Here is a 22,129-nt window from a genome sequence, read left to right on the forward strand (position 1 = left end):
GCTTCAGGTCGCGGAAATCGGCGGCCAGTATCGTCGGCTCACCGCCAAACACCAATAGCCCTATTAAAAATACGGGTTGTTCGAGCGCATGGAGCACTCGGCCAACCGGCACAGGAATCACTCCATGAACAGCCGCTTCACGGCCTGGCGTCACCCGCTTCTCGTCACCCTGCCAATCCTGGCCGCCCTCGCCGGCTGCACCGGCGGTGACAACGCCGAACCGAAAACCCACGCGCTGGCCACCTATTCCAGCGCAACCTGGGAAGCCTTGCCAGCAGTCTCCGACAGCGATCTGGTCGCCGGTTTCGGCTCGTGGCGCAGCGCCTGCACACGACTCAAAGCCGACGCAGTCTGGGGCCCGACCTGCGCTGCAGCGGCGAATGTGCCGCAAAGTGCTGATGCAATTCGCGCATTCCTCAAGCAGAACCTCGATGTCTACGGCCTGCGCGCCGAGCACGACAACCCCAACGGCCTGATCACTGGCTACTACGAACCGGTGTACCCCGGCAGCCTGACCCCAACCGCAACGGCCAACGTGCCGGTGTATGGCGTGCCAGAAGACATGATCATTGTCTCGCTCGACAGCATCTATCCGGAATTGAAAGGCAAGCGCCTGCGCGGCCGCCTCGAAGGTCGCGTGCTCAAGCCTTACGATGACGCAGCAACCATCGAATCCAAAGGCGTTAAAGCCCCGGTAGTCGCCTACCTGACGGATCCGATGAACCTGCAATTTCTGCAGATTCAGGGGTCGGGCCGGATTCAGACCGAAGACGGCAAACAGTTGCGCATTGCCTACGCCGATCAGAACGGCCACCCGTACCGGCCGATCGGTCGCTGGCTGGTCGAGCAAGGCGAGCTGAAGAAAGAAGAGGTGACCATGAGCGCGATCAGCAATTGGGCCAAGGCCAACCCGACGCGCATTCCGGAACTGCTCGCCAGCAACCCGAGCTACGTGTTCTTCACCCGCAACCCGGACAGCAACGAAGGCCCGCGCGGCTCGCTGAACGTGCCGCTGACCGCCGGCTACAGCGCGGCGGTGGATCGCAAGGTGATTCCGTTGGGCAGTCTGTTATGGCTGTCCACCACCAAACCGGATGGCACACCGTTGGTGCGCCCGGTCGCGGCGCAGGATACCGGCGGCGCGATTGCTGGTGAGGTGCGTGCGGATCTGTTCTGGGGCACTGGCGATGCGGCCGGGCAACTGGCCGGGGACATGAAGCAGCAAGGGCAGATCTGGATGCTCTGGCCCAAAGGAAAAGAGTTACCGCAAGTGCCGCAGGTGGCGGATACACCGAAGCAAAAGTCTTAGGTTCTTCGTGGTCTGATCGGTCGCCTTCGCGAGCAGCCTCGCTCCCACATCTGGAATGCATTTCCATGTGGGAGCGAGCCTGCTCGCGAAGAGGCCGGCAGTAACACCCGATAATCAGATGGACACAAAGAAGAACGAAGCAATCAACGCCATCCCGATAAACCACACCACCGAACGCAGTGCGGCCCAGTCGGCCAGATAGCAAATGATGTACAGCAGGCGACTGGTGATAAACAACACGGCCAGCACATTGACCGTCACCAGCTCCGCAGTGCCGACCAGATGGGCAACGATCACCGCGGCGGCAAAGGCTGGCGTCACTTCAAAGCTGTTCAACTGCGCGGCATGGGCGCGACGGGCGACGCCGTCGACACTGTCGAGAAAATCCCGTGGATCGTAATTGTCCTTCAAGCGGAAACCGCCGGTTGCCTTCGCCACGACCGTGCACAGGTACGGCAGAAAAATCGCGATCAACACACACCAAAGAGCCACCGTCATAACGTCGTCCTTTTTTCGATTCGAGTAATGGGCGAGCGGTCAGAACTTCATCACCCAGCATGCCGATCAGCACCTGCCCACAGGCTAAGAGCCGTGGCCGGCCGAAAGGTTCTTTCAGGCAGATATTTCACGGCACCGCTTACGGTGAATATGCGATTGCAGAACCGACTGGTCAGAATTGATTCGCCATGTGTCAGCAGCTGTTTATACTGCACCCCACCACGCCGTACTCAGCTGCACACCCAAAAATTCCAATAAAAGCTGCCTGCTCCGCTTTCCTTTGCGAAAACGGTCGCTGGCACGCGTATGCCTGATCAAAGCGTCAAGACTACTGACAGAGACCTTGCGCATGCCCCTCGCTTTGCTTGCACTCGCCGTTGCCGCATTCGGCATCGGCACCACCGAATTCGTCATCATGGGCCTGCTGCCCGATGTCGCCCGCGACCTTGCGGTGAGCATTCCTCACGCCGGCCTGCTGATCACCGGTTACGCCCTGGGCGTGGTGTTCGGCGCGCCGATTCTGGCGATCGGCACCGCCAACATGCCGCGCAAAGCGACCCTGCTGGGCATGACGCTGATGTTCATTCTCGGCAACGTGCTCTGCGCGCTCGCGCCGAACTACGCAACACTGATGGCGGCACGCGTGGTCACGGCGCTGTGTCATGGCGCGTTTTTCGGCATTGGCTCGGTGGTCGCCGCCGGACTGGTTGCGCCGAACAAACGCGCACAGGCCATTGCGATGATGTTCACCGGCCTGACCCTGGCCAACGTCCTCGGCGTGCCCTTGGGCACAGCGCTGGGCCAATACGCTGGCTGGCGCTCGACCTTCTGGGCGGTGTCGGTGATCGGCATTGTCGCCGCGCTGGCGCAATGCTTGTGGTTGCCCAAACACATCGCGATGGACAAGGCCAACCTCGCCAGCGAATTCAAAGTACTGAGCAAGGCCAACGTGCTGCTGGCGCTGGGCATGAGCGTGCTAGCGTCGACCAGCCTGTTCAGCGTATTCACCTATATCGCACCGATTCTGCAAGACATCACCGGCGTCAGCCCCCACGGTGTGACGGTGATGCTGCTGTTGTTTGGCGTCGGTCTGACAGCGGGCAGCATGCTCGGCGGGCGTCTGGCCGACAGCCGTCTGTTGCCGTCACTGGTCGGCGTGGCACTGGCGGTCGTGGTGATTCTCGCGGCGTTCAGCCAGACCAGCCGTTCGGTTATTCCGGCGGCAATCACGCTGGTGCTGTGGGGAATTTTCGCCTTCGCACTGTGCCCGATTCTGCAGCTGTTGATCATCGATCAGGCGCATGAAGCGCCGAATCTCGGTTCGACGCTGAACCAGAGCGCGTTCAACCTCGGCAACGCAGCAGGCGCCTGGATCGGCGGACTGGTAGTCGCCAGCGGCGCGGATCTGGCGGACTTGCCGTGGACCGGGGCGCTGGTCGGCGTGCTGACGGTGCTGACCGCGCTGCTGTTCATTTACCTGCAACGTCGGCGGGCCAGTGCGGTCAATGTGTCTGGCTGATTGTGGTGTGCCAGATGCAGCCCTCACCCTAGCCCTCTCCCAGTGGGAGAGGGGACTGATTGGGGGATGCTTAAGAGCTACGCCGACCTGACCGTGCTTCGCTCATTCCATAATCGACCCGATCGTTCAGGTCGATGCACCTCACCCCAGCCCTCTGGGAGAGGGCTGGGGTGAGGGCTGTTGAATTTGACTCCGGATTCGGATGTGCCCTCAGCCACTCCCGCCCCATCAAACCCCTGCGTCCAACCTCCGGTCGCGCTCCATTCACCCTTCATCCAAAGGATCCCGGATGCTTGAACTTGTCGCCGCTTTCATCTGCCTCACCACCCTCCTTACCTTCGTCAATTTCCGCTTCATCGGCCTGCCGCCGACCATCGGCGTGATGGTTACCGCCCTGCTGTTCTCACTGCTCCTGCAAGGCCTCAGCGTGCTCGGTTTTCCGGGGCTAGAAGAGCGTGTGCAGCAACTGATCGGCCAGATCGACTTCGGCGATCTGCTGATGAACTGGATGCTGTCGTTCCTGCTGTTCGCCGGCGCCCTGCACGTCAACCTGAATGACTTGCGCAGCTACCGCTGGCCGATCGGCCTGCTGGCTACCTTCGGCGTATTGATCGCCACAGTGGTGATCGGCAGTCTGGCCTTCTACATCTTTGCCCTGTTCGGCTGGCACGTGAGTTTCCTCTACTGCCTGTTGTTCGGCGCGCTGATCTCACCGACCGACCCGATTGCGGTACTCGGCGTATTGCGTACCGCCAATGCTTCAAAACCGCTGAAAACCACCATCGTTGGCGAATCGCTGTTCAACGACGGCACCGCGGTCGTGGTCTTCACCGTGCTGCTGGGCATCGCGCAACTGGGCGAAACCCCGACCGTCAGCGCCACGGCCATGCTCTTCGTCCATGAGGCGATTGGCGGTGTGTTGTTCGGTGGGCTGATCGGCTATCTGGTCTATCGGATGATCAAAAGCGTCGAGCAGCATCAGATTACCGTGATGCTGACCCTGGCGCTGGTGATCGGCGGTTCGGCGATGTCCACCGAACTGCACGTCTCGGCGCCGATCGCGATGGTGGTCGCCGGGCTGATCATCGGCAACCTGGGGCGCAACCTGGCGATGAACGACATGACCCGGCGCTATCTGGACGGTTTCTGGGAGTTGCTCGATGACATGCTCAACGCGCTGCTGTTTGCGCTGATCGGCATGGAGTTGTTGCTGCTGCCGTTCAACTGGCTGCACATGGCCGCCGCAGGTTTGCTGGCGGTGGCGATTCTGCTGTCGCGCCTGCTCACCGTGGCGCCGGCGATTCTACTGTTGCGCCGCTGGCGCTCAGTGCCCGCCGGCACCATCCGCATCCTGACCTGGGGCGGTTTGCGCGGCGGTGTTTCGGTGGCACTGGCGCTGGCCCTGCCGCTGGGCCCGGAGCGCGATCTGCTGCTGAGCATCACCTACATCGTCGTGCTGTCGTCGATCCTGTTGCAGGGCCTGACCATCGGCAAACTGGTCAAGCACGCGACGCGCAACGAGCCGGCCAGCATGCCTGAGCCAGCCCACCATTGATCATTTCTTGATCGACTGCGGATCCGGCTCTACAGCCTGGTCCGCAGACTCCTTCGGCGCACCACTTTCGCTGCGAATCTGCGCATGACTGATCAGCGCGAAGATGAAACTGCCGCCAATGATATTTCCCGCCAGCGTCGGCGCGGCGAACACCGCCCAGAAATCGCTCCACGGCAACTCGCCGGCAAACACCAGATACGATACTTCCGCCGAGCCGACGACGATGTGGGTGAAGTCGCCCAATGCCATGAAGTAGGTGATGAGGATGATGATCCACATCTTCGCGCTCTCCATGGACGGAATCATCCAGACCATGGTGGCGATCATCCAGCCGGAGACGATGCCCTTGGCGAACATCTGACTGGCGCTGTGCTCCATGACCTTGCGGCCGATCTCGAGGAAGGCGACGTCGGTCTTGCTGTCGAAGATCGGCAGTTCCAGCATCACGTACGCAACCAGAATCGTCCCGCAGAGGTTGCCGACCAACACCACGCTCCACAGGCGGATCAGCCGGGCGAAATTCAGCAGCGTCGGCTTGGTCATCACCGGCAGCACGGCGGTCAGGGTGTTTTCGGTGAACAGCTGTTGGCGCGCAAGGATGACTGCGAGGAAACCGGCGCAGTAACCGAAGCTGGCGATCACCTTGAATTCATCGCCCTCGGGCAGACGCGAATTGAGCAAGCCCATGCCCATCAGCGACAGGCCCATGGTCAGGCCGGCGGCCAGCGCCGACCACCAGAGCGCGGCAATGCTGCGTTCCAGTTCCTGGTCGCCCTGGGTGCGGATGATTTCATGCAGAACGGCCGCGCGCGGCGGCTGGCTCTTCTCGACTTCGTGCTGCTCCTTGGCCGAGAGGTCGGGGGTCTTGTCGCTGGTGGGGGTGGTCATGGCGTGGCAACCGGTGGGGGGCGATGTAGCTACGACCGTTGCGCTTGGGAATACGTTCTGTAGGCGCGGCGCAAATCTCTGGATGCACGCAAATCCAGGGTAGGAGCTGCCGAAGGCTGCGATCTTTTGATCTTGATTTTTGAAGATCAAGATCAAGATCAAGATCAAGATCAAAAGATCGCAGCCTTCGGCAGCTCCTACAGGCACAGGTGATTCCTGTGGGAGCGAGCCTGCTCGCGAAGGATGCGCCGGCGATCTTATTGAACGGCTTCGTCATCCTTGAACTGGTCTTTCACATATTTGATCTCGGTGCGCCCGTGCGGCGCCGGCAGGCCGTCTTCGCCGAGGTTGACGAACACCATCTTCTCGACGGTCAGAATGCTCTTGCGGGTGATCTTGTTGCGCACTTCGCAGGTCAGGGTGATCGAGGTGCGGCCGAATTCGGTGGCGGTGATGCCCAGTTCGATGATGTCGCCCTGGCGCGAGGCGCTGACGAAGTTGATTTCCGAGATGTACTTGGTCACTACACGCTGATTGCCCAATTGCACGATGGCGTAGATCGCCGCTTCTTCATCGATCCAGCGCAGGAGGCTGCCGCCGAACAGGGTGCCGTTGGGGTTGAGGTCTTCGGGTTTAACCCATTTGCGGGTGTGGAAATTCATGTTCACTCCTGAGCGCGTGCCGAAAGATGTGCCCATCTTGGCAGACTGATCGGTCAGGCTCCAGGCAGCTGCGACTATGGTCGCCATTGGCGATCTTCATCTGGCCGACAGAAACCCTTTGGAAGATCAGCCCGGACGGCTATAATCGCCCCGTTTCAAAAAACGGTAACGTTCACTGACTACCGTTTTCCCGCCACCTGTCCGAGGGGCGCTGCAGCAGGTTCGACCTGTCAGGCTCGGATGGGGCGTTGACCGGCTCTCGCCGGACACTAAACGCACAACGGCGCCCATTCGCATACATTACGAATGGAGGCTCTTCATGAGCGCTGTCAACACGCCTGCCGATTTTACCGATTACAAAGTTGCCGATATGTCCCTGGCTGCCTGGGGCCGTCGCGAAACCATCATCGCCGAATCGGAAATGCCTGCCCTGATGGGTCTGCGCCGCAAGTACGCCTCGGAGCAGCCGCTCAAGGGCGCGAAAATCCTCGGCTGCATCCACATGACCATTCAGACTGCCGTGCTGATCGAAACCCTGGTTGCCCTGGGTGCCGAAGTACGCTGGTCGTCCTGCAACATTTTCTCCACTCAGGATCAGGCCGCTGCCGCTATCGCTGCCGCCGGTATCCCGGTGTTCGCCTGGAAAGGCGAGACTGAAGAAGAGTACGAGTGGTGCCTGGAGCAGACCATCCTGAAGGATGGCCAGCCATGGGACGCCAACATGATCCTCGACGACGGCGGCGACCTGACCGAGCTGCTGCACAAGAAATATCCGCAAGTGCTCGATCGCGTTCACGGCGTGACCGAAGAAACCACCACTGGCGTGCACCGTCTGCTGGACATGCTGGCCAAGGGCGAGCTGAAGATCCCGGCCATCAACGTCAACGACTCGGTGACCAAGTCCAAGAACGACAACAAGTACGGCTGCCGTCACAGCCTGAACGATGCGATCAAGCGCGGTACCGACCACCTGCTGTCCGGCAAGCAAGCGCTGGTCATCGGTTACGGTGACGTGGGCAAGGGCTCGGCTCAGTCCCTGCGTCAGGAAGGCATGATCGTCAAGGTGTCGGAAGTCGACCCGATCTGCGCCATGCAAGCCTGCATGGACGGTTTCGAACTGGTGTCGCCGTTCATCGACGGTATCAACGACGGTTCCGAAGCGAGCATCGACAAAGCGCTGCTGGGCAAGATCGACCTGATCGTGACCACCACCGGTAACGTCAATGTCTGCGACGCGAACATGCTCAAAGCCCTGAAAAAGCGCGCCGTGGTCTGCAACATCGGTCACTTCGACAATGAAATCGACACCGCTTTCATGCGCAAGAACTGGGCATGGGAAGAAGTGAAGCCACAGGTGCACAAGGTTCACCGCACCGGTGCCGGCAGCTTCGACCCACAGAACGACGACTACCTGATCCTGCTGGCCGAAGGCCGTCTGGTGAACCTGGGTAACGCCACCGGTCACCCGAGCCGCATCATGGATGGTTCGTTCGCCAACCAGGTACTGGCACAGATCTTCCTGTTCGGCCAGAAATACGCCGACCTGTCGCCAGCGCAGAAAGCCGAGCGTCTGACCGTTGAAGTCCTGCCGAAGAAACTCGACGAAGAAGTGGCCCTGGAAATGGTTCGCGGCTTCGGCGGCGTGGTCACCCAACTGACCAAGCAACAGGCTGACTACATCGGCGTCACCGTCGAAGGCCCGTTCAAGCCGCACGCTTACCGCTACTAAGTAACCGGCTGCTTTATTTGTCGGAATGGCTTGTTGTGGCGAGGGAGCTTGCTCCCGCTGGGCTGCGCAGCGGCCCCAGGATTTTGGGAGCGCTGCGCACTCCAGCGGGAGCAAGCTCCCTCGCCACATACAGGTTTGCTTCTGCAGATGAAACATACCGAAGGCTTTCGTGTTTCCAAGGGTATGACCATGTCCCAAGACCGTCGCTACAGCTTCGAGTTTTTCCCGACCAAGACCGACGCCGGGCAAGAAAAGCTCCTCGCCACTGCCCGTCAGTTGGCCACTTACAATCCTGATTTCTTTTCCTGCACCTACGGCGCTGGCGGTTCGACCCGTGATCGCACGCTCAACACCGTGTTGCAGCTGGAAAGCGAAGTCAAAATACCCGCCGCACCGCACCTGTCGTGCGTCGGCGACAGCAAGGACGACCTGCGCGGCCTGCTCAACGAATACAAGGCCGCCGGCATCAAACGCATCGTCGCCCTGCGTGGTGACCTGCCGTCCGGCATGGGCATGACCAGCGGTGAGCTGCGTCACGCCAATGAACTGGTGGAATTCATTCGTGAAGAAACCGCTGATCATTTCCACATCGAAGTCGCCGCTTACCCGGAGATGCATCCGCAAGCGCGCAACTACGAAGACGATCTCGCCAACTTCGTGCGCAAGGCCAAGGCCGGTGCCGATAGCGCGATCACCCAGTACTTCTTCAACGCCGACAGCTACTTCTACTTTGTCGACCGTTTGCAGGCGCTGGGCGTGGATCTGCCGATCGTGCCGGGGATCATGCCGATCACCAACTACAGCAAACTCGCGCGTTTCTCCGATGCCTGCGGTGCGGAAATCCCGCGCTGGATCCGCAAGCAACTGGAAGCCTACGGCGACGACACACGAAGCATCCAGAGCTTTGGCGAGCAAGTCGTCAGCGAGATGTGCGAACGCCTGCTGCAGGGCGGCGCACCTGGATTGCATTTTTATTCCATGAACCAGGCCGAGCCTAGCCTGGCGATCTGGAATAACCTGAAGTTGCCGCGGTGAAGCAGCCGCAAGCTTCAAGCTGAAAGCTACAAGCAAGAGCAAGAGATCGCAGCGGCAGCTCCTACATTGGAATTTCGTATCCCGCAGGAGCTGCCGACGGCTGCGATCTTTTGCTTTTAAGCCCGCGAAACAGAGCTTGTGCAGGCACTTTCTGGCTCTTTCGGGTTTCTCGTCGTAATCTCCAGCCATGCCTTTGATCACGCAGTTACTCGCCGTGCTGGTTTTTGCTTGCCTGAGCTTCGCCGCTCGGGGCGAGAAGTTGCGTATTGTCACCGAGCCATGGGCGCCCTACGTGTACGAACAGGGCGGGCAGAATCTCGGGCTGGACTACGAAACCACCGCGATCGTGTTCAAACGCCTGGGCATTGAAGTCGAGTGGCAGTTCCTGCCGTGGAAGCGCTGCCTGTCGATGCTCGAAACCGGTCAGGCCGACGGTGCACTGGACATTTTTCACAGCGCCGAGCGCGACGCCACCCTGCTCTACCCCAGCGAACCGTTGTCCGACGTTGAATTCGTAATGTTCTACGCCAACGATCGACCGCACCCGTTCAGCACCCTGGATCAACTCAAGGGCCTGACCATCGGTACTTCGCCGGGCTATCTGTACAGCCCGGATTTCAGCCAGTCACAGCTGTTCAGCCGGGAGCCGGCGCCAACCCATGAAGCCAATTTCGGCAAACTGGTACGCGGGCGTATCGACCTGCTGATTACTGATCGCCGCGTCGGCCAGCATTTGCTCGATGAGCTGAATATTCGCGATCTGATCACGGAAAACCCGACGGTTATCAGCCGTCAGAGCCAGTTTCTTGCAGTTCGGCGCAATGCCGGCATGGATTTGCTGGTGCAGCGTTTTGGCGCCGAGCTCAAGCGTTTCAAGCGCGAACCGGCCTACGCCGAGCTCAGCGCACGTTACGGTGCCGCTCCCGTCGACAGCGCTTCTCTGCGCTCGGCCACGGCCAGCGGCAAAACCGTTGAGCAGCAGGAAAGCAGCGCGCAGTGATTGCTCTGTTATACTCCGGCGTTCCCGCCAGGCTCACGCCCGGACGCCCGGAACCGTAACAGGCCTCACGACCCGCTACAGCGCAGCTTTCAGCCCGCGCGAGCGCTCCTGACGAGCCTTCGGAACCGCCGCTGGACCGGACGGGATTGCGTCCTCTTAAACGTGATTCGCGCCAGGCAAGACTCCCATTGGGCCAAGCCCTAACTAAAACAGGATTACTCATGTCCTTTGCTTCCCTCGGTCTCTCCGAGGCTTTAGTCCGTGCCATCGAAGATGCGGGCTATACCGAGCCTACTCCGGTGCAACAGCGGGCCATTCCCGCCGTGTTGCAAGGTCGCGACCTGATGGTTGCGGCTCAGACAGGTACCGGTAAAACCGGCGGCTTCGCCCTCCCGATTCTGGAGCGGTTGTTCCCCAACGGTCACCCGGACAAATCCCAGCGTCATGGCCCGCGCCAACCGCGCGTACTGGTCCTGACCCCGACCCGCGAACTCGCGGCCCAGGTGCACGAGAGCTTCAAGATCTATGCCCGTGACCTGAAATTCGTCAGCGCCTGCATCTTCGGCGGCGTCGGCATGAACCCACAGGTCCAGGCCATGTCCCGCGGCGTCGACGTCCTGGTTGCCTGCCCGGGCCGTCTGCTCGACCTCGCCGGCCAGGGCAGCGTCGATCTGTCCCACGTGGAAATCCTCGTCCTCGACGAAGCCGACCGCATGCTCGACATGGGCTTCGTGCACGACGTGAAGAAAGTCCTCGCGCGCCTGCCGGCCAAGCGTCAGAACCTGCTGTTCTCGGCAACGTTCTCGAAAGACATCACCGACCTTGCCGGCAAGTTGCTGCACAACCCGGAACGCATCGAAGTGACGCCGCCGAACACCACGGTCGAGCGCATCGAACAACGCGTATTCCGCCTGCCGGCCAGCCACAAGCGTGCCTTGCTGGCGCACCTGATCACCGCCGGCGCGTGGGAACAGGTACTGGTCTTCACCCGCACCAAGCACGGCGCCAACCGTCTCGCTGAATACCTGGACAAACACGGCCTGCCGGCGGTGGCGATCCACGGTAACAAGAGCCAGAACGCCCGCACCAAAGCCCTGGCCGACTTCAAGGCCGGTGAAGTGCGCATTCTGGTTGCCACCGACATCGCTGCCCGTGGTCTGGACATCGACCAGTTGCCGCATGTGGTCAACTTCGAGTTGCCGAACGTCGACGAAGACTATGTGCACCGTATCGGTCGTACCGGCCGCGCCGGTCGTTCGGGCGAGGCGATCTCGCTGGTCGCGCCGGACGAAGAGAAGCTGCTGAAAAGCATCGAGCGCATGACCAAGCAGAAGATTGCCGACGGCGATCTGATGGGCTTCGACTCCAGCACCATCGAAGCCGAGAAGCCGGAAGCCCGCGAGCGTCCGGACATCCGCAACCCGCGCAATTCCCGTGGCCCACGCGGCGACGGCCCGAATGGCGGCGGCGGTGGCGGTGGTCGCAAGGACAAAGGCAAAGACAAGGGCAAGGAAAAACCGGCTGGTGATCGTGGCGAGCGCCCTGCCCGCCAGCAGAAGCCGCGTGAAGGCACGCCGAGTCGCGAACAGCGTCCGAGCCAGCCACCGCGTGCAGCGGCTGACCGTGCCCCGGACGAGTTCCTCGACGACGATATCGATAACTTCGGTAACCGCGTTGATTACGTGCCGAAAGCCGCTCCTGCCGGCGGCCGTGGCCGTCGTCCGGGCGCCCCGGCGCAAGGCGCAGGCACTGGCGCACCACGCGGCGGTCAGCCACAGGGTCGCCAGAACGGTCCGCGCAACAGCAACGGTTCGAGCACCGGCACACCACCGGCCAAACGCAGCGGCCCGCGCAATGGCGCACCGCGTGACGGTCAGGGTCGTCGTGACGAATCCGCGCCACGCAACCGCCGCCCGGCCCGTGACGATCAGCCACGTAGCGAACCGGCCGTGCAGAACCCGCGCAGCAACGGCCCGAAGATCATGCACAAGGAATCGAAAGCCGACCGCTTCCCGACGCCTGAGCAGCTCGATCAACTGCCAAGCCGTCCGCGTGGCGAGAAACCGGCACTGCTGACCCGCAATCGCTGAGTTCAAGCCGCAATGAAAAATGCCCCGGTTCGAAAGAGCCGGGGCATTTTTATAAGCGCTGCAAATCGCTTTGCGTAGGAGCTGCCGCAGGCTGCGATCTTTTGATCTTGATCTTGATCTTCAAAAATCAAGATCAAAAGATCGCAGCCTTCGGCAGCTCCTACAGGGGATCTGTGTTGTGGCAAAAAAAACGCCCCCGGCCTTGCGACCGGGGGCGTTTTTCATGTGGCGGCGAAAATTATTTCGCTTTCACACCTTCGAACGAAACGTACAGTTCGACCGCATCGGACTTCGGACCGAGGTCTTTCTGCTTGCCGAAATCGGAACGCTTGATGGTGGTGGTGCCTTCGAAACCGGCACGGTAGCCGCCCCAAGGATCCTTGCCTTCGCCCAGGAAGGTCGCCTTGACGACAACTGGCTTGGTCACGCCCAGCAGGGTCAGGTCGCCGGTCACGTCAGCCGTGTTGGCACCAGTGGATTTGACGCTGGTGGATACGAAAGTGGCCTTGCCGAATTTGCTGGCGTTGAGGAAGTCCGCGCTGGCGATGTGCTTGTCGCGCTCGGCGTGGTTGGTGAACACGCTGGCGGTGTTGACGTTGAACTCGATCTTGCTGTCTTCAGGCTTGGCAGCGTCGAAGCTGAACTTGCCGTCGATGTCCTTGAAGGTACCGGTGATGAAGCTGTAGCCCAGGTGGCTGATCTTGAAGTCGACGAAGGCGTGCTGGCCTTCCTTGTCTACTACGTAGTCAGCAGCCATTACGTTGGCGGACAGCACGGCCGAACCGATTGCCAGAGCGGCCAGAGTCTTTTTCAACATGCTTTCTTTTCCTTTGAGTCGAGGTTGAATTTCAGGCTTTGCGACCAAGCATTCGGGTGAGGGTCGCATCACGATCGATAAAGTGGTGCTTCAATGCTGCCAACGCATGGAGACCGGAAAAAATTACCAGTATCCACGCCAGCCAGAGATGAATCACCCCAGCGGTATCTGCCTGATCCGGTAGTCCGGAGAGCAGTGCAGGAACTTCAAACAGGCCAAACACCGGGATCCCGACACCGTCTGCGGTGGAAATCAGGTAACCGGCAATCATCACAGCGAACAGCGCCAGATACAGAAACCCGTGACCGAATTTGGCCCCGATACGGGTCATGCGGCTGTAGCTTTGCAGCGTTGGCGGCGGCGGGCTGATGAAACGCCACAACACCCGCAACACCATCACAGCGAGCAGCACCAGGCCGATGCTCTTGTGCAGGTCCGGCGCGTCTTTGCGCCAGGTGCTGTAGTAATCCAGCCCGACCATCCACAGGCCCAGCGCAAACAGCCCGAAGACCGCCAGCGCCACGCCCCAGTGCATGAAGATGCTGACCCAACCATAGCGCGAAGAAGAGTTACGTAGCTGCATTGCCCAAATCCTGTGAGAACTGCGAACCAAGACTAGCGAGTTATCTATCGAATTAAAGCGGAAAATTTTGCTTTGAAATATCGAGAAATACGATCAAGAGTCTGCGAGCGGGGTGTTAAGGAAGGATTAAAGGCGATTCCTGCGTGGAGCGCTTGTACAAATGACGGGGACTGCATTGACCATCGTCATCTCTGCACACGCAGACGGGAACCTCGTGCTCAAGGACGGTGAGGCGATCATCTGGATCGCCGACGCCAATCAACCTTACAGCGCAACTTTGCACCCGAAGAAGATGCGCGAGCCGCTGCAGTTTGTGATCAGCAACAGCGGCTTTCTTTATGACCCCTCCAGGCGACGATTATGGATCGCGGAAAGCACGCATAGCGCCGACAAGTCGCTTTGGTACAACACATACATGACTGTGCAGGACGATGGAAACCTGGTGATTTACGACCAGCGCACGGGCAGTCTGCGCTGGGCGCGTTTCGGTTTCATTCCCGGGCGCCTGCGCAAACCCAAGCAAAAGTGGCTGAGGAAACTGCCGAACGGGACAGAGTTCTTCAAGTGGGAGTTTTAACTGACCAGCCATTCATGGCCGATCAGTTATGAAGTACCGCCGGCGGTTGCAGGCATTCGGCACTGTAGGGGTCTATGTGGCACTTGTGCGCCAGTTCAGAACCATAGCCGCCGGGGAAAAATTGCCCGTTGCTACATCCGGAAAGTGCAATCAAAACCAGTATCGCGATAAGCGTTTTCATAGCATGCCTCCAATTTTTTCCAGCATAAAATTGGCGCGCTCGCAGCCGCTATCACCTGGTTCCGAGTGTTTTGTGGGAAGGCTCCGGTACGCCGGTAAGTCCCGTAACCGGATGACGAAGGACTGAAATGCGGGGCAAAAAAAACGCGACCCGAGGGCCGCGTTTTCATGTGAACAAAGCCTTACTGCGCCTTGCTCTCGGTCGTCGCTGCTGGCTTCTTCGCCGGCTCAGCCTTCTTCGCTGCAGGTTTGGCGGCCGGCTTTTTCGTTTCGGTTTTGGCCGCAGGCTTCTTCGCCGCTGGCTTGGCCGCTGCTTTCTTTGCCGGCTCGGCTTTCACCGGGGCCGCTGGTTTCGGTGCTTCCACCGGAGCTGGCGCAGGGGCCGGGGTCGGTGCAGGCGCTGGAGCGACCGGAGCAGGTGCTGGCTCTGGCGCTTTCGCTGGCTCAGGCTTCTTCTCGTCATCCGAACCGCCAAACAGGTTAGTGAAGAAGTTGCCCTTCTTCGCCGCCACGGCACCCGCCGCGCCTGCCGCTGCTGCAGCCGGCACCACTTTGACCGGTTCGAACGATTTGCCTGCCGCCAGATCTTCCACCTGGCTGGCCGCGCGCTGGCCGGTGCGCAGTGCGCCTTCCAGGGTGCCCGGGTACAAGGTGTCGGTGTGTTCGCCAGCGAACGCTACGCGTTGCAGCGGACGTTCCCACAGGCGCCAGAACTTGCTGATCTGCCCCGGGCCGTACGCCAGGTAGGCGCCGCCCATCGACGGGTCGGTGCTGTAGCGACGGATTTCATAACCGGTGAACGAGCCACGGGCCTGTGGATAAAACGCGTGCAGACGGATCAGCACCTGGTCGACCATCTGCTTGTCGCCGAACGCTTGCATCACCCGAGCGTTGTCGCCGGACAGGTTGATCACCACGTTGGCGCCACCCTTGAGCGCCGGCTCGATCCAGAGCATGCCCAGGCCGGTATTGCTGTAGATCTCGCCAGACATGCGCGACTTGCTTTCCCACACCGGCGTCTTGAACTTCAGCATGATCTGGTCGCGCCAGCCGTAGTTGGTGCCTTTGATCGCCGCCAGGTGCTGGGCATCCAGCGCCGGGGTCAGGGCGATCTTGTTCAGTGCGCGCAACGGCACCGCCAATACCACGTAGTCAGCCTGATAACCGACGCTGCCGACTTTGACGGTCACGCCGTCCTTGTCCTGGGTAATGGCCGAGACCGGCGAGCTGGTCTTGATGGTCTTGATCTGTTTGACGAAGGCCTGGGCCAGCACCTGGCTGCCGCCGACCAGCCGCGAGGCGCGCAGGTCACGGTCGGAAATGCCGCGATAGACGCGGTTCTGCTGGGCGAAATACAGCAGCGACAGACGCGAAGGTTCGTCGTAGTGGGTGCGAATGTCCTGGTTGATCAGCTGACGCGCGGTGGCCGGCAGGTTCTGCTTGTCGAGCCAGCTCGACACAGTGATCTGATCCAGCGCGTGCAGGGTGGCGGTCGCCGCCGGGTTCTGCGGATCGTCGATCGAGCGTGCCAGATCGTCGAGGGTGTTCTGGTAGCGCTTGAGCGCATCGGCGGTGGCTGGTTGCTTGGTGGCCAGATCGGCAGCGGAGAAATAATCGCCGTCGATCAGATAGCTCGGGGTACGGACGAATTCCGGCGCCGGCGTGGTGCCGAGCTTGAACGTCGACACGTATTTGTTGAGCACCGGCTGGGTCTTGTCGTTGCCGATCCACTCGCTGGTGGCCATGCCCGAACGACCGCCCAGACTCGGTTTGGCTTCCAGCAGGGTGACCTGCCAGCCCTTGTTCTGCAGCTCGTAGGCGGCAGTCAGACCCGACAGGCCGCCGCCGATCACGATTGCGGTTTTATCCTTGGCCAGCGCCGTAACGCTGAACAGCCCCAACATCACCAGCGCACAGGCGCGCAGCCAACCGACAGACATTCAGCGAACTCCGGAAAAACATGTGGGAAAAAGCAGCTTTGCGAGTCAGACGACTCAAAGAACCGCGAAGAATACGTTAGCCATCAAAACGCCGCCAGCGACGTCTATCGGCTCAGACAAAGTAGCTCAATCGACACAATGGGTTGTTCCCGCGCGATGCATTGCATAGGCTTGCGCGATTGTTCGCCCGCGCCTGACGCGAGCCGCCTCGAGGAGACTGTAAATGGGCCTGAATAACCAGTGGATGCAACGCGATCTCGCGGTGTTGTGGCATCCCTGCACCCAGATGAAAGACCACGAACAGCTGCCGCTGATCCCGATCAAGCGCGGCGAAGGCGTCTGGCTCGAAGACTTCGAAGGCAAGCGCTACCTCGACGCGGTCAGTTCCTGGTGGGTCAATGTGTTCGGCCACGCCAACCCGCGCATCAACCAGCGCATCAAGGATCAGGTCGATCAACTCGAACACGTGATTCTTGCCGGTTTCAGTCATCAGCCGGTGATCGAGCTGTCCGAGCGCCTGGTGAAGATGACCCCGCAAGGCCTGAATCGGGTGTTCTACGCCGATAATGGCTCGTCGTGCATCGAAGTCGCGCTGAAGATGAGCTTTCACTACTGGCTCAATCGCGGCCAGCCGAATAAAAAGCGCTTCGTCACCCTGACCAACAGCTACCACGGTGAAACCATGGCGGCGATGGCGGTCGGCGATGTGCCGCTGTTCACCGAGACCTACAAAGCCCTGCTGATGGACACCATCAAGGTGCCGAGCCCGGATTGCTACGGACGTCCCGACGGCATGAGCTGGGAAGAACATTCGCGCAACATGTTTGCCGCCATGGAACAGACCCTGGCGGAAAACCATGACAGCGTCGCGGCAGTGATCGTCGAGCCGCTGATCCAGGGCGCGGGCGGCATGCGCATGTATCACCCGGTCTACCTCAAGCTGCTGCGCGAGGCCTGCGACCGTTACGGCGTGCACCTGATCCACGACGAAATCGCCGTCGGTTTCGGCCGCACCGGCACGATGTTCGCCTGCGAGCAGGCCGGCATCCGCCCGGACTTCCTCTGTCTGTCCAAAGCCCTCACCGGCGGCTACCTGCCGCTGGCCGCGTGCCTGACCACCGACGAGGTCTACAGCGCGTTCTACGACGACTACCCGACCCTGCGCGCCTTTCTCCATTCGCACAGCTACACCGGCAACCCGCTGGCGTGCGCGGCGGCACTGGCGACGCTGGATATCTTCGAGCAGGACAACGTCATCGAGAACAACCGGGCGCTGGCCCAGCGCATGGCCTCGGCGACGGCGCATCTGGTCGATCACCCGAACGTGTCCGAAGTGCGCCAGACCGGCATGGTCCTGGCCATCGAGATGGTCAAGGATAAAGCCACGAAAGAGGCCTACCCTTGGCAGGAGCGCCGTGGTCTGAAGGTGTTCCAGCATGCGCTGGAGCGTGGCGCGCTGTTGCGGCCGCTGGGCAGCGTGGTGTATTTCCTGCCGCCCTATGTGATCACCCCGGAGCAGATCGACTTTCTGGCCGAAGTGGCCAGTGAAGGCATCGACATTGCGACGCGTGACAGCGTCAGCGTCGCGGTACCGAAAGATTTCCATCCCGGTTTCCGTGATCCCGGCTGACTCGGCTACTTGAGATTTGCGGTGTTTGAACTACCGCTTTCGCGAGCAGGCTCGCTCCCACAGGGGGATGCATTCCAAATGTGGGATCGAGCCTGCTCGCGAATGAAGTCAACACCGATCCAACTGATTCACATCTTTCCAGAGACCCGAAATGAGACTGTCCCGCTTCTTTATCGACGCCCCGCTGAGCACCGGCGAACACGAACTGCCGGAGGCCCAGGCGCATTACATCAGCCGCGTGCTGCGCATGGCCGAGGGCGATGCCGTGCAGTTGTTCGACGGTTCCGGCCATGAGTTTCGCGGATCGCTGGTAGAAGTCGGCAAGAAGCGCGTCGTCGTGCAGATCGACGAGCAATTCGCCGGGCAGGTCGAATCGCCGCTGCAGATCCACCTGGGCCAGGGCCTCTCCCGTGGCGAGCGGATGGACTGGGCGATTCAGAAAGCCACCGAGCTGGGCGTGAATGAAATCACTCCGATCTTCAGTGACCGCTGTGAAGTCCGCCTCAAGGACGAACGCGCCGATAAACGCCTGCTGCACTGGCGCCAGGTAGCGATCAGCGCGTGCGAGCAATGTGGGCGCTCGCGGGTGCCGGTAATTCATCCGCCAGTGTTGTTGGCGGACTGGATCAAGCAGACTGAAGCGGAGTTGAAGCTGGTGTTGCATCCGGAGGCAGAGCCGCTGGTCAGCCATGCCAGACCGGCGACGCTGGCGTTCCTGATCGGGCCGGAAGGGGGCTTGTCAGATGGCGAAGTCGAGCAGGCCAAGACCAACGGCTTCCACGCCGCCCGCCTCGGGCCGCGGGTGCTGCGCACCGAGACCGCGCCAGTGGTGGCATTGGCTGTTGCACAACAGCTTTGGGGTGACTTTTAGAGTCTCGATTGGAATACGTCCCTGTAGGAGTGAGCCTGCTCGCGATAGCGGTGTATCAGCCACCACTCATTGACTGAACTGACGCAATCGCGAGCAGGCTCACTCCTACAAGGGAATGGCGGTGTTTAGAGGACGTAGAACAGAATCGCGACGAAATGCAGCAAGCTCCCGGCGATCACGAACAGGTGCCAGATGCCATGGGCATGCCGCAAGCGGTGATCCAGGGCAAAAAAGATAATCCCCACCGTATACAGCACGCCGCCCGACGCCAGCCAGGCAAACCCCGCCGTGCCCAGTGCGGCAATCAGCGGCTTGACCGCGACCAGGACGATCCAGCCCATCACCGCGTAAATCACGATCGACAGAATCCGCGCTTCGGAGCGCGGTTTGATCTCTTGCAGAATGCCGATCAGCGCCAGCCCCCAGACAATCCCGAACAGCGTCCAGCCCCACGGCCCGCGTAACGTCACCAGGCAGAACGGCGTGTAGCTGCCGGCGATCAGCAGGTAGATCGAAAAATGATCGACCTTCTTCATGATCGCTTTCTTGCGCCCGCGCACGCTGTGGTAAACGGTCGAGGCGCTGTAGAGCACCAGCAAGGTAAACGCATAAATCGCCACGCTGACAATCTTCCATGGACTGCCGTCGAGGCTGGCGATTACCAGCATCCACACGCCGCCGATAAACGCCGCAATAGCTCCGACCAAATGGGTCCATGCGTTGAGTTTTTCCCCGTGATACATGTATTGCTCACCTCACATTCGTTACCGCAGCGCGCAAGGCTCGGGCCTTGAGCGTAAAAGCGCAAGTTTGCGTTCAACACGATCCCCTGTAGCAGCTGCCGAAGGCTGCGATCTTTTGATCTTCCGTGCACAATCGGCCGATACCAAAAAGAGTCCGCGCCATGCTGATCGACGAAGAATTGACCCTGAAAAAACTCGAGGTGTTCCTCGCCTTCATGCGCACCGGCAACCTCGCCCGCGCCGCCGCCGAATTGCAGACCAGCAACGTCAGCGTGCACCGCGCCATCCACTCTCTGGAAAACGCCCTGCGTTGCCCGCTGTTCAAACACGAGGGGCGCAACCTGACGCCGCTGGAAAGCGCTTACGTGCTGGAAGAGCGTGCGCAGAAGCTGATCAACGACGTGGTCGAAAGCGTGCGCCTGACCCGCGAAGCTGCCGGATTCTCCGCCGAGCGCTTCAAGCTCGGCTCGCTGTATTCGCTGACGGTGAAAACCGTGCCGCAACTGATCATGGGCCTGAAAATCCGTCGCAGCGAACTCAACATCGACCTGATCCTCGGCTCGAACATCGACCTGCTCTACAAGCTGAAAAACATGGAAGTCGACGCGATTCTGGTGTCGCTGGACGACAGCATCAACGACCCCGATTGCGAGCAGATTGCACTGTTTTCCGACGACATCTTCCTCGCCACCCCGGCGGACTCCAAGTTTGCCCAGCGCGGTGAAGTGGACCTGGCGCAAGTGCGCGATGAAACCTTCATCACCCTGACCCAGGGCTTCGCCACCCATCAGGACGGTGTGCGGGTATTCAAACAGGCGGGGTTCGAGCCGAAGGTGGCGATGCAGGTCAACGACATCTTCACCTTGCTGAGCATGGTCAGCTCGGGCGTGGGTTATGCGTTGCTGCCGGGAAGGATTGCGGCGGTGTACGAGAATCGGGTGAAGCTGATCCCGTTGCAGGAAAAGTACCGCTTGCAGCAACACATTGGCGTGGTGTTTCTCAAGGCCAAGGAGCGCGATCCGAATCTGTTGGCGTTGCTGGCGGAGTGTCGGATGTATGCGAATCGGCAGGGTGGGGTTTAGATCAAGATCAGATCAAGATCAAGAGCTACCCCCTAACCCCAGCCCTCTCCCCCAAGGGGGCGAGGGGGAAAGGGAGCAGATTGGGGGCTTTTCGGAACCTGAGTTCGACTCAGGATTTTCAGGTCGATGTATAACGCCAAAACAACGCGGTCAGTCCCCTCTCCCCCGGGAGAGGGCTAGGGTGAGGGGCTCTTGATCTTCAGCCGACAATCGCACGAACGATGAAGAACAACAGCGACGGCCCCAGCAAACACCCAAGACCGGTGTGAAAGGTAGCCGTCAACGCCCCGTACGGCACCAGGCGCCGATCCGTCGCCGCCAGCCCCGCCGTCACGCCACTCACCGTCCCGGCCAGCCCGCCAAAGACCATCGCCGAGCGGGGGTTGTCCAGGCCCATCCAGCGCGCCGCGACCGGGGTGCCGACCATCACCAGAATCGCCTTGATCAACCCGGTGGCAATCGACAGCGCCATCACATCCGAGGTCGCGCCGATCGCCGCACCGGTCACCGGCCCGACGATGTAAGTCACCGCACCCGCGCCGATGGTGGTCATGCTCACCGCGTCGCGATAACCGAAGGTCCAGGCCATGCACGCGCCGACAATGAACGGCAGGATCGTGCCCAGCAGCAGGGCGATCACGCCGATCATGCCGGCCTTCTTCGCTTCGGTGGCCTGTACTTCAAAGGCAGTGGCGACGATGGCGAAGTCGCGCAACATCGCCCCGCCCATCAGGCCGATGCCGGAGAACAGCGTGAGATCGGCCAAGCCTTTCTGCCCGCCGGTCATGGTGCCGCCAACCCAGGCCAGCACCAGGCCGATGACGATGGCAATCGCCGAGCCGTGGATGCGTCCGAAGGTCAGGCGCTTGGAGAGAACCACCGACACCCACATGATCACGCCGACGAAGGCGAATGCGGTGATCAGCCCATTGTGTTCCAGACCTTTTTCGATGAGATCCCACATGTCAGCGACCTCCTACCGGGGTGCCGACCGGGGAAATTTCCGCCGGTTCGTCGGGCAACGGTTCGCCCTTGTGAGTGCGGCTGATCAGGGCAATCGTGCAACCACAAACCGCCACGGAGCCGATTGCCGCCAGCACCGCCACCGGGCCGCCGTGCAGGGCGGTGACGACGTTCTGCTGCGCGGCCATCGCCACCACCACCGGAATGTACATCGCGCCCCAGAAGCCGACGCCCATCTCGCAATCCTTGGTCATGCCGCCGCGCTTTTGCATCCACAAGCGTGCGCAGATCAGCAGGATCATCGCAATGCCGACCCCGCCGACGTTGGATTTGACGCCCAGCAACACGCCAAGCATGTCACCCATGATCACCCCTGCCAGCGTACAGATCGCCAGCAGCGCCACACCGTAAATAATCATTGTTGTAGTCCTCAAAGTGCATCGTCGAATGTTGTTTTT

Annotated in this window: 20 protein-coding genes and 1 riboswitch; of the genes, 11 read left to right on the forward strand and 9 right to left on the reverse strand. The window is 60.7% G+C overall.

Features of this window, described 5'->3' with window-relative positions; all coding sequences use genetic code 11:
• Positions 1-124: 124 nt before the first annotated feature.
• The gene (locus tag BLU71_RS19955; protein WP_042606599.1) at positions 125-1,309 is read left to right on the forward strand and encodes a murein transglycosylase A; all 1,185 of its coding nucleotides are present in this window, start codon (positions 125-127) and stop codon (positions 1,307-1,309) included.
• Positions 1,310-1,423: 114 nt separating this feature from the next.
• On the opposite strand, the gene BLU71_RS19960 is transcribed toward BLU71_RS19955, so the two are convergent.
• Positions 1,424-1,807: an MAPEG family protein gene (locus BLU71_RS19960; RefSeq protein WP_042606598.1), complete on the reverse strand. Its 384-nt coding sequence runs from the start codon at positions 1,805-1,807 to the stop codon at positions 1,424-1,426.
• A 349-nt stretch (positions 1,808-2,156) separates the two neighbouring features.
• Between BLU71_RS19960 and BLU71_RS19965 the strand changes: the two genes are divergently transcribed.
• Both BLU71_RS19965 and BLU71_RS19970 read left to right on the forward strand, forming a co-directional pair.
• Entirely contained in the window at positions 2,157-3,326 is a 1,170-nt protein-coding gene (locus BLU71_RS19965; protein WP_083353744.1) for an MFS transporter, read from the forward strand.
• A gap of 289 nt (positions 3,327-3,615) precedes the next feature.
• Positions 3,616-4,881, forward strand: a complete 1,266-nt coding sequence (locus BLU71_RS19970) for a cation:proton antiporter (protein WP_083353745.1) — start codon at positions 3,616-3,618, stop codon at positions 4,879-4,881.
• On the opposite strand, the gene BLU71_RS19975 is transcribed toward BLU71_RS19970, so the two are convergent.
• On the reverse strand, positions 4,882-5,769 hold the full coding sequence (locus BLU71_RS19975) for a formate/nitrite transporter family protein (protein ID WP_042606595.1): 888 nt from the start codon (positions 5,767-5,769) through the stop codon (positions 4,882-4,884). It lies immediately after the preceding gene.
• Positions 5,770-6,026: 257 nt separating this feature from the next.
• Positions 6,027-6,431: an acyl-CoA thioesterase gene (locus tag BLU71_RS19980; RefSeq protein WP_016772772.1), complete on the reverse strand. Its 405-nt coding sequence runs from the start codon at positions 6,429-6,431 to the stop codon at positions 6,027-6,029.
• 197 nt (positions 6,432-6,628) lie between these two features.
• Positions 6,629-6,727: riboswitch (S-adenosyl-L-homocysteine riboswitch) on the forward strand.
• Between the two features lie 23 nt (positions 6,728-6,750).
• Here BLU71_RS19980 and ahcY point away from each other — a divergent pair.
• The 4 genes from ahcY to BLU71_RS20000 all read left to right on the forward strand — a co-directional run bounded on the left by ahcY (position 6,751) and on the right by BLU71_RS20000 (position 12,285).
• On the forward strand, positions 6,751-8,160 hold the full coding sequence (gene ahcY / locus BLU71_RS19985; protein ID WP_039757587.1) for an adenosylhomocysteinase: 1,410 nt from the start codon (positions 6,751-6,753) through the stop codon (positions 8,158-8,160).
• 189 nt (positions 8,161-8,349) lie between these two features.
• Positions 8,350-9,195 carry a methylenetetrahydrofolate reductase [NAD(P)H] gene (gene metF, locus BLU71_RS19990; protein WP_042606692.1) on the forward strand — a complete coding sequence of 282 codons (846 nt, stop codon included), beginning with the start codon at positions 8,350-8,352 and terminating at the stop codon, positions 9,193-9,195.
• Positions 9,196-9,382: 187 nt separating this feature from the next.
• Complete coding sequence (locus BLU71_RS19995) at positions 9,383-10,195, forward strand: substrate-binding periplasmic protein (protein ID WP_065616487.1); 813 nt, start codon at positions 9,383-9,385, stop codon at positions 10,193-10,195.
• A 221-nt stretch (positions 10,196-10,416) separates the two neighbouring features.
• The gene (locus BLU71_RS20000) at positions 10,417-12,285 is read left to right on the forward strand and encodes a DEAD/DEAH box helicase (RefSeq protein WP_042606593.1); all 1,869 of its coding nucleotides are present in this window, start codon (positions 10,417-10,419) and stop codon (positions 12,283-12,285) included.
• Positions 12,286-12,523: 238 nt separating this feature from the next.
• On the opposite strand, the gene BLU71_RS20005 is transcribed toward BLU71_RS20000, so the two are convergent.
• Both BLU71_RS20005 and BLU71_RS20010 read right to left on the reverse strand, forming a co-directional pair.
• The gene (locus BLU71_RS20005) at positions 12,524-13,102 is read right to left on the reverse strand and encodes a YceI family protein (RefSeq protein ID WP_042606592.1); all 579 of its coding nucleotides are present in this window, start codon (positions 13,100-13,102) and stop codon (positions 12,524-12,526) included.
• Positions 13,103-13,133: 31 nt separating this feature from the next.
• The gene (locus BLU71_RS20010) at positions 13,134-13,685 is read right to left on the reverse strand and encodes a cytochrome b (RefSeq protein WP_042606591.1); all 552 of its coding nucleotides are present in this window, start codon (positions 13,683-13,685) and stop codon (positions 13,134-13,136) included.
• A 175-nt stretch (positions 13,686-13,860) separates the two neighbouring features.
• Between BLU71_RS20010 and BLU71_RS20015 the strand changes: the two genes are divergently transcribed.
• Positions 13,861-14,262 carry a hypothetical protein gene (locus BLU71_RS20015; protein ID WP_231982426.1) on the forward strand — a complete coding sequence of 134 codons (402 nt, stop codon included), beginning with the start codon at positions 13,861-13,863 and terminating at the stop codon, positions 14,260-14,262.
• 362 nt (positions 14,263-14,624) lie between these two features.
• Here the strand turns inward: BLU71_RS20015 and BLU71_RS20020 are convergent, their stop codons facing one another.
• Positions 14,625-16,382 carry a flavin monoamine oxidase family protein gene (locus BLU71_RS20020; protein WP_083353746.1) on the reverse strand — a complete coding sequence of 586 codons (1,758 nt, stop codon included), beginning with the start codon at positions 16,380-16,382 and terminating at the stop codon, positions 14,625-14,627.
• Between the two features lie 223 nt (positions 16,383-16,605).
• On the opposite strand from BLU71_RS20020, the gene BLU71_RS20025 reads away from it, so the two are divergent.
• Together BLU71_RS20025 and BLU71_RS20030 are read left to right on the forward strand one after the other, a co-directional pair.
• Positions 16,606-18,012 (forward strand): adenosylmethionine--8-amino-7-oxononanoate transaminase, encoded by a 1,407-nt coding sequence (locus tag BLU71_RS20025; protein ID WP_042606589.1) that lies wholly within the window; start codon positions 16,606-16,608, stop codon positions 18,010-18,012.
• A 151-nt stretch (positions 18,013-18,163) separates the two neighbouring features.
• A complete protein-coding gene (locus tag BLU71_RS20030) occupies positions 18,164-18,883 on the forward strand; it encodes a 16S rRNA (uracil(1498)-N(3))-methyltransferase (RefSeq protein WP_083353747.1) in 720 nt (239 codons plus the stop codon).
• A gap of 125 nt (positions 18,884-19,008) precedes the next feature.
• On the opposite strand, the gene trhA is transcribed toward BLU71_RS20030, so the two are convergent.
• A complete protein-coding gene (trhA, locus tag BLU71_RS20035; RefSeq protein WP_039757573.1) occupies positions 19,009-19,626 on the reverse strand; it encodes a PAQR family membrane homeostasis protein TrhA in 618 nt (205 codons plus the stop codon).
• Positions 19,627-19,787: 161 nt separating this feature from the next.
• Between trhA and BLU71_RS20040 the strand changes: the two genes are divergently transcribed.
• Complete coding sequence (locus BLU71_RS20040) at positions 19,788-20,708, forward strand: LysR substrate-binding domain-containing protein (RefSeq protein WP_083353748.1); 921 nt, start codon at positions 19,788-19,790, stop codon at positions 20,706-20,708.
• Between the two features lie 199 nt (positions 20,709-20,907).
• Here BLU71_RS20040 and madM read toward each other — a convergent pair whose 3' ends face one another.
• Complete coding sequence (gene madM / locus BLU71_RS20045) at positions 20,908-21,672, reverse strand: malonate transporter subunit MadM (RefSeq protein WP_083353749.1); 765 nt, start codon at positions 21,670-21,672, stop codon at positions 20,908-20,910.
• A gap of 1 nt (position 21,673) precedes the next feature.
• Complete coding sequence (madL, locus tag BLU71_RS20050; protein WP_042606584.1) at positions 21,674-22,090, reverse strand: malonate transporter subunit MadL; 417 nt, start codon at positions 22,088-22,090, stop codon at positions 21,674-21,676.
• Between the last annotated feature and the right edge of the window lie 39 nt (positions 22,091-22,129).

Source organism: Pseudomonas moraviensis (assembly GCF_900105805.1).
Classification (GTDB): domain Bacteria; phylum Pseudomonadota; class Gammaproteobacteria; order Pseudomonadales; family Pseudomonadaceae; genus Aquipseudomonas; species Aquipseudomonas moraviensis_A.